Genomic DNA, 12,127 nt, shown 5'->3' with positions numbered 1-12,127 from the left:
TTTATTATACACAATTGTTTTAAATACTAAAATATATTTAGAATTACAAAATAGTCACAAACAATTACTAACAAACATAAAAATAAAAATGCAAGTTGACACTTAACTATTTTAGAAATGATATTTTTTTTCTCAAGCTAAGCTACAACTCACATTTTAGATATTTAATTTTATATAAACTGGTATTCTCCTCTTTTTCACTATTTAAAGCTTACTTTATTCTTCCTCATATTTTTTATATTCTTCTTCTTTATAGATATTATTTTTTTTGTCATCTTCATGTAAATCAATGTCTTTTTTATCATTTTTAACACTATTTACATAATGCATCATTTCTTCTTGAGAAACATGTGGACAATTTTCACAATTTATTCTTCTTGAATTAAATTCTCTTACTTTTTTTTTTAATTCTTCATATTCATAATCTTGTTTTTTATCACTACAATCACATTCATAACCAAATTCATCATATTTATAGTCATTGTATTGATTATTTCCATAATACTCTTTATCAATCATTTGAGACATTTGAGATTTAGACTTAATGTTTTTTATCATCCTATAAGTTGCATATGCACCCACTCCTGTAATCACGGCTCCTGCAAACATCATTGGCTTACTCATTCCATCATCTTTTTTATTCATTTGTCTTTTAATTAAATATGTTAACATATTTTTTCTCCTTTCTGATTTCTATTTATAGATAGTATCTGTATTATTTTGATAAAAATTATGTTATTTTTAAATTACAATTTTTACAAGTAATATATCTCATCTTGTAGAATATAAATTTATATTTTGTACTTGATAACGCTTTTTGTGTTATACTATATATATAACAAGTATTTTTATTTAAACGATATTATGGAGGTTTTTTATGATTTTAAATTTAGATTTTAATAGCGATAAGTCTATTTATGTACAAATTAAAGAAGAGATAACTAAAGCTATAGCTTCAGGAGAATTGAAAATAAATGAATCACTTCCATCTGTAAGAAGTATGGCTGAAAATATTGGTGTAAATCTACATACTGTAAATAAATCTTATAATGAACTAAAAGAAGAAGGATTTTTAAATATTGATAGAAGAAAAGGTGCAATCGTAGCTCAACTGCCAATAGAAACAGAAAACTCAACTCGCCAAAAAAATAGACTTGATTTAGAACTTTTAGTAGCAAAATCTTATTTATCAGGTATTAATAAAGAAGAGTTTTTGACATTAAGTAAAAATCTATTTGATAAGTATGAGGTGAAATACTATGAATAAGATTGAATGTCTATTTACAATATTTTCAGCCTTAATTTTGATGTATGCTACTTTTTATTTTATGCCACATCTTATTGGCAAAAATCATATTTATGGTGTTTCTATAAACCAAGAACATAGAGACTATCCTGATTTTATAACACTTGATAAAAAATTTAAAAAACTTTTATTTATAGGATTTATTGTAATTTTTATTTTAGTTTTAGCTCTAGTTTTTATGTTCGATAAAATAGAATTTTCTTATTCTATTAGTATTATAGGTTTTTTACTATATGAAAGTATATTATATATCTATATTCATAAAAAAGTTAAAATGACTAAATCAAAGTTTTGCACTGAATTAAGCCAGATAAGTGTAGATTCAAAATTGGTAATAGACATGGATTTTATAAATGAAAAAAATAAAATAATAAAAAAATTTAAGATATTGTATTTAATACCAGTATTACTTACTTTTGGAATAAGCATTTTTATATTGCTTAACTATAATCAATTGCCAGATTTAATTACTACACACTCTACTATAACAGGAAAACCTGATGGATTTATGGAAAAATCCTATCTTAGTGTGTTTAAATTAATAGGTCTTGAGTTTTGTATAATGGTTTTATTATATATAACATCTATTGGAGCTATAAAAGCAAGAATTAAAGTAGATACAAATAAAATTGAAGAAAGTAAAACTAAAAACATCAAATATCTAAATAAAATTGGTTATTTATTTTTTATATTGATGATTATGATGATAGTACAATTTTTTATTGTTTTTTTATCATTAAAAATAAATCCAAATTTATTAACTGTTATAAATATAATAATGCTTTTAGTTATAATTTATTTAATGGTAACATATATTAATTCTCCAAATTTAAAATTCAATTCCTCTTATACTCCAGATAACGATGAAAAGTACTGGATAGGAGGTATTATATATAATAATCCAAACGACCCATCATTTATGGTTGATAAAAGATTTGGCATAGGCTGGACTATAAATTTGGGAAATCCTATTGGAAAGATATTATATATTCTTATAGCTATATTTTTAATCTTTTCACTTTTTAGTGTTATAAAATCTCTTTTACTTTAAATACCATAAAAGGTATCTTACTTGTATTATTGGGTATTATATTTTGTAAGATAAGAAATATTTCATATTATCATTGAAATATAGTATTTATATATTACTAGGAATGGAGATTTGCATAATGTTGTCAAAAACTGAAATTAAATACTTTAATGATTGTGCTTCTGAGATACTTTCATCTGAAAAAGTACAACTTATGAGAACATTTCCTCATCATGGCAATGTTTCATGTCTTGAACATAGTTTATCAGTAGCATATTATAGTTATCTATTATGTAAAAAATTACATTTAAATGTTGATATTCAAAGCGTTATTAGAGGGGCTCTACTGCATGATTTTTTTCTTTATGACTGGCATTATAAAGGTGATAGAAAAGGATTACATGGTTTTACTCATCCTAAAGAAGCACTAAAAAACGCAAATTTATTCTTTCAAATAAATGAAAAAGAAACAGACATTATTTTAAAACATATGTGGCCACTTACTGCTAGACCTCCTAGATACAAAGAAGCATTAATTGTTTGCTTATTAGATAAATTTTGTTGTCTAGTTGAGACTCTGAAGATACACTCACTACTATCTCCTTACCACATATAAAATAGTTCTTTGATATTGTTATAATTTAATTTGAAAAGAGGTCTTAAGATTACATTTAACTTAATACCTCTTTATTAATTTATTATTTATTTTTCTCATATGCTTATAAAACATAACCTTAGCCTTGATAACTTACTCTTCTTATAGACATACTTACAACTTTAAATAATAGCATACCAGCTATTAAATTTATCAATATTGCTGGTGCCACTGCTACCATAAATAATGCTGTGAATGAAGCTCCAGGAAGACCTACTATAGCTTGAGCAATTAGTAAAAATAGAGTTCCACTTATAACCGTTCCTACTGGGAATATTATTGTTGCTGCTATTAAATCTTGTTTTTTACTACTTAATCTTTTCATAAATGGTAATTTATAAATTATATACATTATCATGAACATTATATTTATTGTAATAGTCTTGTCAAATATATTTGGAATCTGACCACCTGGAAATTTAGTTGTTAGTGCTGCAAATATTCCTGTTACAATTCCTGCTACCAAACAAATCTTATAATCATCCTTATTTAATATCATTATTATAAACATCATTGCTAGTGATATATCTGGTTGCATTGGAAGTCCTATGGCAGGTGTAAGTTGATGTATTAATAATCCCATAGCTAAAAGTATCGCATTTAAAGTTAATTTTTTTGTATTTGTTTTCATTGTAATATTTCCCCCTAATTTGTTTAATATTTATTTCATTTTCGTGCCAATTTTCCATATCATTCTCTTTAGCTTTAGAAGTTCATAACATCTCTTTCACCACCTTTTACTTTAAATTATATATTTTCTTTATTAATAGTTTTTGCAAAATAAAAAACTCCGTCCTAAATCAATAGGACGGAGATTATCCGCGTTGCCACCTAAATTATATAAAAAATAAGCTTAAAACTTAATTCTTATACATCTCATTATAAGATACTTACATACCCAATTCGCTGTAACGTGCGACTGACGATAAAGTCTACTCTCATAAAAATATGATTTCAATTTATTCCTCTAAGGTCCATTCACTATATTCCTTCTTGCTAAGATTCCACCATCCTCAGCTCTCTATGTTGAAGCTAAACATAATTACTCTTCCTTGTCATAGGATTTTTAATTTGCTGTTGCTATTATAATATTCTAAATTTTTATAATTGTCAACCGCATTTTTTATTTTATTTAAAATTTACAAAAAATGTAGAATAATTTTTATAAATGCTTTAAACTTTTATTTAAATATTAAATTAGGAAGGATGATATTATGTTTAGAGAAATGAGATTAAAAAAGAGAGAAATGACAAAAGAAGATACTATAGAAGTATTAAAAAATGGTGAATTTGGTACTTTTTCTACTATATGTGAAAATGGCTACCCTTATGGAGTTGCTGTAAATTATGTATACTTTAATGATTCTATATATTTTCATTGCGCAAGAAATGGACATAAATTAGATAATATCTCAGCAAACAACAAGGTTTCTTTCTTAGTAGTTGCTAATGAAAGTGTTATTCCAGACAAATTTAGTACTACATATGCTAGTGCTGTAGTGTTTGGAAAAGCGTCAACAGTAGACAATGAGGAAAAGAAAAATGCTCTTGTAGAAATAATAAAAAAATATTCTAAGGGCTTTATTGAAGAAGGTATGAAATACATAGAAAAAGATATAAATTTAACAACTGTAGTTAAAATAGAAATAGACCATATTTCTGGTAAAGCTTCTCGTTTATAATAATATATACAATATAACAAAGTGGCTATAGGTATGGCCATTTTGTTATATTTATTTCTCATTATTTTTATTAATTGAAAATTCTTAAAATATTTTAAAGAACTTCCTCAATACCTATATAAAAATTATTGAAGGAAAGGTTGAAAATAATTATGAAATCCAAGAAAAAACCAAAGTTTTTACTTATTAGTACACTTGTAATAATAACTATGTTATCAACAGGAGCAACAGCTTTAGAAATCCATACATCTTCACAAATACATAATTATAGTGATATCAGCAATAGAGGAAATTTCAATACCTCTGCTAATTCCAAGGTAGGTGCAGACTCACAAAAAAGCAGTGATAGTTTACCTCACAATACACAAAACCTAAATGTTTCTTTGGATATCTGCAATGGAGGTGTAGAAATACTACCAACCTCATCCAACAAAATAATAGCAAATTACAACAGCCAATACTACAATATTAAAATGACAAAACAAAATGGAAAATGGGTTATATCTATATCAGGAAAAACAGCTAAAATGGGCAATTCTAGCTATGTTCAACTCCATATTCCAAATATAAAATGCAATATGGATGTAAATGTGCTTGATGGTAGCTTTAGTTATGATTTCCCCGAAAATTGTATTGATGCAATAAATGTTACTGCCAAAGATTCAAGTATTGAATTTACTTCAAAAAATCAATACAAAAATAGCACTATTTCTCTATCCGCAACAGATAAAGAATTTCTTGAATATGGTCTAATTAATTATCCAGATTATTTTACTAAGACGCATAAAGGATTTGAGTATAAGAATGGTACAAGAAAAAATCAAATTGACATTTCGCTAACAGGATTTACTAATGTTGATTTTAGAGATTAAAACATAAGAAAAAGAGGGCTTTAGCCCTCTTTTTCTTTGCCTTCCTGTATCCATCTTTATATTTTATTGTTTATTTTTCCTTTTGGTCTACTGACTCTTAATCAGAGCCCCATTACTGTTGTTCTTAAATACTGGTTGAAATTACCATACTCAACTTTTGTCAACATTTCTGGATAAGACATCACAATTAATTGATGTCCATTACATTCTTCATAGTATGGAGGGTGAATATGTTCAAAATCATTTGCCTCATATCCAACTCTCTCATAAAAACCTTGTCGCTTGATGGAAATTTTATTAATGGGAGGGTCGATTTCTAGAATAACAGTTTTCCCTCGCTGGTTTAGCAGCTCCAAAGCTCTTTTTCCGTACTTTTTATTGCGCATCTCAGGATTGATACAGAAATGTTCCACATAAATAAAATTCTCTGTTTCCCAACATAAAAGGATACCAACCATGTCATTTTCATCATAAATCAGGTTAAATTGATATTCCTCATGACCCATAATTTCTGCTTGTAAAGACGGTTTTCTCTGTTCATGAAAAGGAAAACTTATGTTGTACAACTCTATTGCCTCTAAATACAATTTATCTTCATATGTTCTTAGCCTCTCAAAGCGCATTTTGCTATCCTCCTATTATAAAACAACCTTCGATTTACCACACTGCATCTTTTTAGCCTAATTCTAATGAAACTCTAATTAGCTCTTATTTAGATTATAATATCTGTCCAAATATCAAATAAATCATAATGTTAAACCATGGCTAAATGTATATCTATTTTTTATATATACTAAGATTGTTTAGATAATCTCTTATACCAAACTTAACATCATCACTTGGTCTTATATCAGAGTTATCTCCTGCTATATGAAGTATTCCATATGCTGGATGACCTCCTCTTACCGTACATGGAACTGATAATAGAGTCATCCCCATATGTTGAGCAAATATATTCATTGATTGTAAAGCCAGTTCTCCTCCTCCACGTTGTGAGCCTGCTGTAGCAAAACAACCAAATATTTTTCCACTTAAAGGGGCTCCTACCCATACATCAGAAAAACTATCCATAAACATCTTCATTTGCCCAGATACATTTCCATAATATGTTGGTGAACCCATAAATATTACATCATAATCTAGTAATTCTTTTCCAGATTTAATTACATTTATACTTTCAAATTCATCTTTATATTCCTTTGAATTTATCAAATAATACTGAGGAAGTGTTTTTGCAACTTCATCACTTACTTTAAATATATCCACCTCTATATTCATTTCTTCAAGTACCTTTTTATACTCCCTTGCTAATAAATATGTACTCCCACAAACGCTATGAAAAATTACTGCTACTTTCATTTTTATCCCCCTAATCAAAATCAAATTTATTTTTTATATAGTACTTTTATTATCAAGTACCATTAAATGATGCTAAATGGATTTAAATATACATTGCTTTTTATTACTTCAATCTCTTCAAATTCATCCAAAAATCTCTTCACAACATGTTTAAATATATCTTCTGTATCAAAATGCCCACAATCAACTATACACATTCCCATATCAAGTGCATCTTGTGCCTCATGATATTTTACATCACCAGTTATTAGAACATCTGCTCCTTGTCTCTTAGCCTTTTTCACAAACTCAGAACCAGCTCCTGTTACAACAGCAACTTTTGTTATCTCTGTATTGAGGTTTCCAACTACCCTTATATGCTTCATATTTAATTTTTCTTTTATTTTATTAGAAAGATTCTCTAATGTCGTACTTTCATCAAGTTTACTTATTCTACCTAATCCAAATGTTTTTCCTTTATTTTCTAGCTTGTACAAATCATAAGCAACTTCTTCATAAGGATGTGCATCTAGCATAGAACTTATCACTCCACCTAAATGCTTCTGTGGTACTACAGTTTCAATTTTAACCTCATTTACACTTTCTATATCATTTATACTTCCAAGGAACGGATTGGAACCTTCTAATGGCTTAAATTGACCTTCTCCTTCTATCGAAAATGTACAGTTACTATAATTTCCTATATGACCTGCTCCTGAATTACTTAGAGCCTTTCTCAATACTTCTGAATAATTACATGGAACATATACTGCAAGTTTGTATAAAGTCTCACTTTCAGTGACATCTAAAACTTTTGAGTTATTAAATTCCATAATTTCCATAAAATAATCATTTAAACCATCAAATGCTATGTCAAAATTGGTATGCATAGAATAAAGGGCTATATCATTTTTAATAAGCTTTTGTATAAGTCTACCTTTTAAGTCTGCACTATTAATCTTATTGATTTTTCCAAATATAAAAGGATGATGTGTAACAATTAAATCAATATTTTGAGATATAGCTTCATTGATTACATTTTCATTGGCTTCTAAGGATACCAGAATCTTCTTTACATCCATATCAAAATCTCCAACTATAAGACCTACATTATCCCAATCTTCAGCTAAGCTTAGAGGATACTTTTTTTCAATTTTTCTAGTAAGACTCTTCAGTAACATATTTACCTCCTATTTATTTTATTAAATTTTCAAGTTTTCTTATTGCCATTTTACTTTCTTCTCTCTTCTTATCTATTTCTTCTCCATTTTTACCTTCTAGTTGATTAACTATAGCACTATATGTTTTTATTTTTTTTTCTATAAAGTCATGAAAAAGAGAATCTTTATTTTCTAAAAGTTTTATCCCAACTTCAAATTGTATCTCATCTTCTATTATAGTATTTTTACCTGTATATTTGGCAACTATTATTTCATATATCCTAAAATCTTCTCTCACTAAAACCTCTTTTAAAATTTCATAACCATTATTCAGAAGATAGCGTCTAAGCTCTTCTTGTGCCTGCATAGGCTGTAATATCAATTTTTCTACACTATGTGCTACTTCTTTTTTAGCCTCTAGAAGTTCACTTATCAATATACCTCCCATACCAGCAATTATTACTTCTTCAATTTCACCTATTTCAAGTATCTCTATACCAGAACCCAATCGTAAATCAACTTTCTTTAAAAGATTGTTCTGTATGACCTCTTTTCGTGCATTGTCAAGAGGTCCTTTATTGACATCTGCTAACACTGCAAATGGGACTCTTCCCTCTTTTAGCAAATAAACTGGTATGTATCCATGGTCCGTTCCTATATCAGCTATCTTTTTACCCTCTGATACCAATGATGCTATTTTTAATAATCTATCTGTTAGTTTCAAAGATATATCTCCTTTCAATTCTTTTATTTGCTCTTGATTTTAGACTAAAACCAAGATAAAAAATAATATAAAATCTCTACCACAAAATAGCCATGAGATATCACTTATCCCATGGCCTTTATTACAAAAACATTAATGATGTATCTTTTTAATCTAAATAATCTCTAAGTTTTTTTGATCTACTTGGATGTCTTAATTTTCTTAGTGCTTTTGCTTCTATTTGTCTTATTCTTTCTCTAGTTACATCAAACTCTTTTCCAACCTCTTCAAGAGTTCTAGCTCTTCCATCTTCAAGACCAAATCTAAGTTTTAATACTTTTTGCTCTCTATCATTTAATGAGCCAAGGACATCTTCTATTTGTTCTTTAAGTAGAGAATATGCTGCTGCCTCAGCTGGAGCTGGTGCATCATCATCTGGAATAAAGTCTCCTAAATGACTGTCCTCTTCTTCGCCTATTGGAGTTTCTAAAGACACTGGGTCTTGAGCTATTTTCATTATCTCTCTTACTTTATCTTCTGTCATTTCCATTTCTTTTGCAATTTCTTCTGGTTTTGGGTCTCTTCCAAGTTCTTGAAGCAGTTGTCTTGATACTCTTATTAATTTATTTATAGTCTCTACCATATGCACTGGTATTCTTATAGTTCTAGCTTGGTCTGCTATAGCACGTGTTATAGCTTGTCTTATCCACCATGTTGCATAAGTACTAAACTTGTAGCCCTTTGTATAATCAAATTTTTCAACAGCTTTTATAAGACCTAAATTTCCTTCTTGTATTAAGTCTAAGAAAAGCATACCTCTACCTACATATCTTTTTGCTATACTTACAACTAGTCTTAAGTTCGCTTCAACTAATCTTTGCTTTGCTATCTCATCGCCTTCATGCATTCTTCTAGCAAATTCTACCTCTTCATGTGGCTTAAGTAGAGGAATTTTTCCTATTTCTTTTAAGTACATTCTAACAGGGTCATCTATACTTATCCCTTTTGGTAATGATAAATCCACAGTTTCTATTTCTATTGCAGAAGAGTCCTCATGTGAAATTACTTCTGCATCTTCATCTATGTGGCTCATATTTAAATCGTCATCAGTAGCCGAAAAGTCTATATCAGCTTTATAGTTCTTTGTTTCTGTTATTTCTATTCCCAAATTACCTAAAGTTTCATAAAGATTTTCTACCTGATCCTTATCAAGTTCAGTTTCAGAAAAAGCTTCCATTATTTCTGCAAGCGTCAATGAACCTTGCTTTTTTCCTTTTTCTATTAATGTCTTAGCGGTAACTTTTTTTAACTCTTTTTTATTCGACTTATTTTCCACACTCAAACCTCCTTTCTCTACAAGCTTTTTAAAATTTTATTTATCTCAACTATTTTTAAAGCAATTTCCATAACTTTACCATCTACCTCTTTCATATCATTATTATTTTCTAATTCTTGTTGTTCTTTCAACAAGTTATTAATTTGTTCTTCTAATGAGTTCTTTCTGATATTTGTTATTATTCCTTCTATTTCTTTTGTGCTCTCTAAGTTTATACTATTCAAAGAAATTGAATTTAATTCTTTTAAGTATTCTTCGGATATGTTTAAACTTTTCAATTTGTCAATAGTTATTTTGTCCAATTCTTGATTTTTAATCATGTAATTTAAAATTTCTTTACTTTCATCCAATAAAAAATCACTTTCTTCTACCTTAAGTAACGCTATTTCTCTAATTTTTTTGTCTTCTAACATTATTTTTATTAGAGTTTCTTCAACTAATTGTTTTCCATCTTGTCTAACTTCGACTTTTTCAATTACTTTTTCTTCTATCTTTTTCTGGTTTTTGTTATTATATGGTTTATTGTAGTTTTTACCATATACTTCCCTTTTTATAGACTCGACATTAATATCTATTTTATTGCTTAAATATTTTGTATAAAAATCAATTTCTACAGGACTTGTCAATTGTTTTATAATCTTAGAAGCTTCTTTTGCAAACTTCACTCGTTCTTCATCTTTTTGAATATTGAATTCTTTTTTAAGATGATCTATTTTATATTTTATGTAGTGAGTAGAAACATCCATTGCCTTTTTATAATCACTAAGTCCGTATTTTCTTACAAATTCATCTGGGTCTTTAGAATCTTTCAAATCCAAAACTTTTACAGTAATACCTAATTTAATAAGTATATCTATAGCTCTTAAAGTCGCTTTTATTCCAGCTTCATCAGAGTCATAAGATATAATAGCAGTATCCGCATATCTTTTTATTAAAATACCTTGTTGTTCAGTCAAGGCTGTTCCAAGGGTTGCTACTACATTTCTTATACCATACTGATAAAGTGAAATTAAATCCATATATCCTTCAACTAAGACTATAGTTTTATTATCTAAATTTTTTCTAGCAAAATTTAATCCATATAAATTTTGTTTTTTATTGAAAATTAATGTGTCTGGAGAATTTAAGTATTTTGGTAAAGAATCATCTAGTACTCTTCCTCCAAATCCAATTATGTTTCCTCTATAATCAAATATAGGAAACATAACTCTATTTCTAAATTTATCATAGCAATTAGTTCCATCTCTATTTCTTGCAATTAGACCGCACTCCAGTAAATCTTGTTTTGTATACCCTTTATTAATAAGAGTATTCATAAGAGAATTCCATGAATCCAAAGAAAATCCTAGACCAAACTTTTTAATTATTTTATCATCTAGCCCTCTAATCCTTAAATATTCATACCCAAGATTTTTACTTCCTAATAAGTTTGAAAGATAAAATCTAGCAGCTTCTGTATGAATATCTTGAAACTTTTTAGATTTCTCTATTTTCATTCTAGTTTCTTCATTCATGTTGGTATTAATTTCTATACCGCATTTATTTGCTAAAATTTTTACAGCATCCATAAAATCTAAATTTTCCATTTTCATGACAAAATTTATCACATCTCCACCTTCACCACAACCAAAACACTTATAAATTTGTTTTGACGTATTTATATAAAAAGATGGAGTTTTTTCCCCATGAAATGGACATAATCCTTTATAATTAGCTCCAGATTGTTTTATACTCATATATTCAGATATTATACTTGCTATATCACATCTAGCTTTTATTTCTTCAATAATGTCTTTTATATCATTCATATTATCACCTTCTGGTGTAATTTTTTGTGTTAACATTTCTATTCTACACTATATTCTAAATTTGTCAATCACTCAATATACAGAATTCGACTTTTTTTATTGATATCCTTCTTATTAATCAAAAAATTTTTATTTTTTATGTTAATTCCATCAATATTAAATTTTTATTTATATCAAATATTCTAACTATTAAATTATATATCTATTATCTTATAAATTCACATCAAAAACTATCAC

The 12,127-nt window shown here is 27.7% G+C and carries 13 protein-coding genes and 1 other annotated feature; of the genes, 5 read left to right on the top strand and 8 right to left on the bottom strand.

What is annotated here, in order from left to right:
• Positions 1 to 216 precede the first annotated feature (216 nt).
• Complete coding sequence (locus tag KGF46_RS02005; RefSeq protein WP_227861770.1) at positions 217 to 672, bottom strand: hypothetical protein; 456 nt, start codon at positions 670 to 672, stop codon at positions 217 to 219.
• Between the two features lie 205 nt (positions 673 to 877).
• Between KGF46_RS02005 and KGF46_RS02000 the strand changes: the two genes are divergently transcribed.
• From KGF46_RS02000 to KGF46_RS01990, 3 genes are all read left to right on the top strand, one after another.
• The gene (locus tag KGF46_RS02000) at positions 878 to 1,267 is read left to right on the top strand and encodes a GntR family transcriptional regulator (protein ID WP_227827326.1); all 390 of its coding nucleotides are present in this window, start codon (positions 878 to 880) and stop codon (positions 1,265 to 1,267) included.
• Entirely contained in the window at positions 1,260 to 2,357 is a 1,098-nt protein-coding gene (locus tag KGF46_RS01995) for a DUF5808 domain-containing protein (protein ID WP_227827325.1), read from the top strand. Before KGF46_RS02000 ends, KGF46_RS01995 begins: the two co-directional genes overlap by 8 nt.
• Before the next feature lie 118 nt (positions 2,358 to 2,475).
• On the top strand, positions 2,476 to 2,952 hold the full coding sequence (locus KGF46_RS01990; RefSeq protein ID WP_227827324.1) for an HD domain-containing protein: 477 nt from the start codon (positions 2,476 to 2,478) through the stop codon (positions 2,950 to 2,952).
• Positions 2,953 to 3,070: 118 nt separating this feature from the next.
• Here KGF46_RS01990 and KGF46_RS01985 read toward each other — a convergent pair whose 3' ends face one another.
• Positions 3,071 to 3,622 carry a tryptophan transporter gene (locus tag KGF46_RS01985; RefSeq protein WP_227840144.1) on the bottom strand — a complete coding sequence of 184 codons (552 nt, stop codon included), beginning with the start codon at positions 3,620 to 3,622 and terminating at the stop codon, positions 3,071 to 3,073.
• Between the two features lie 170 nt (positions 3,623 to 3,792).
• Positions 3,793 to 4,059, bottom strand: a binding site (T-box leader).
• Positions 4,060 to 4,205: 146 nt separating this feature from the next.
• Here KGF46_RS01985 and KGF46_RS01980 point away from each other — a divergent pair.
• Positions 4,206 to 4,673 carry a pyridoxamine 5'-phosphate oxidase family protein gene (locus tag KGF46_RS01980; protein WP_227827322.1) on the top strand — a complete coding sequence of 156 codons (468 nt, stop codon included), beginning with the start codon at positions 4,206 to 4,208 and terminating at the stop codon, positions 4,671 to 4,673.
• A 152-nt stretch (positions 4,674 to 4,825) separates the two neighbouring features.
• A complete protein-coding gene (locus KGF46_RS01975) occupies positions 4,826 to 5,545 on the top strand; it encodes a hypothetical protein (RefSeq protein ID WP_227827321.1) in 720 nt (239 codons plus the stop codon).
• 101 nt (positions 5,546 to 5,646) lie between these two features.
• Here KGF46_RS01975 and KGF46_RS01970 read toward each other — a convergent pair whose 3' ends face one another.
• From KGF46_RS01970 to dnaG, 6 genes are all read right to left on the bottom strand, one after another.
• The gene (locus tag KGF46_RS01970) at positions 5,647 to 6,168 is read right to left on the bottom strand and encodes a GNAT family N-acetyltransferase (protein ID WP_227861769.1); all 522 of its coding nucleotides are present in this window, start codon (positions 6,166 to 6,168) and stop codon (positions 5,647 to 5,649) included.
• A gap of 154 nt (positions 6,169 to 6,322) precedes the next feature.
• On the bottom strand, positions 6,323 to 6,904 hold the full coding sequence (locus KGF46_RS01965) for a flavodoxin family protein (protein ID WP_227827319.1): 582 nt from the start codon (positions 6,902 to 6,904) through the stop codon (positions 6,323 to 6,325).
• Positions 6,905 to 6,966: 62 nt separating this feature from the next.
• Positions 6,967 to 8,064 carry a Nif3-like dinuclear metal center hexameric protein gene (locus tag KGF46_RS01960; RefSeq protein ID WP_227861768.1) on the bottom strand — a complete coding sequence of 366 codons (1,098 nt, stop codon included), beginning with the start codon at positions 8,062 to 8,064 and terminating at the stop codon, positions 6,967 to 6,969.
• 13 nt (positions 8,065 to 8,077) lie between these two features.
• A complete protein-coding gene (locus KGF46_RS01955; protein ID WP_227827317.1) occupies positions 8,078 to 8,767 on the bottom strand; it encodes a tRNA (adenine(22)-N(1))-methyltransferase in 690 nt (229 codons plus the stop codon).
• A gap of 148 nt (positions 8,768 to 8,915) precedes the next feature.
• Complete coding sequence (gene rpoD, locus KGF46_RS01950) at positions 8,916 to 10,082, bottom strand: RNA polymerase sigma factor RpoD (protein WP_227432810.1); 1,167 nt, start codon at positions 10,080 to 10,082, stop codon at positions 8,916 to 8,918.
• A gap of 17 nt (positions 10,083 to 10,099) precedes the next feature.
• A complete protein-coding gene (gene dnaG, locus KGF46_RS01945; RefSeq protein WP_227861767.1) occupies positions 10,100 to 11,890 on the bottom strand; it encodes a DNA primase in 1,791 nt (596 codons plus the stop codon).
• Between the last annotated feature and the right edge of the window lie 237 nt (positions 11,891 to 12,127).

The organism is Clostridioides sp. ZZV14-6153 (assembly GCF_020657855.1).
Classification (GTDB): Bacteria; Bacillota; Clostridia; order Peptostreptococcales; family Peptostreptococcaceae; genus Clostridioides.
The sequence above is the reverse complement of the archived record's forward strand: the minus strand, read 5'-3'. Positions and strand labels throughout refer to the sequence as shown.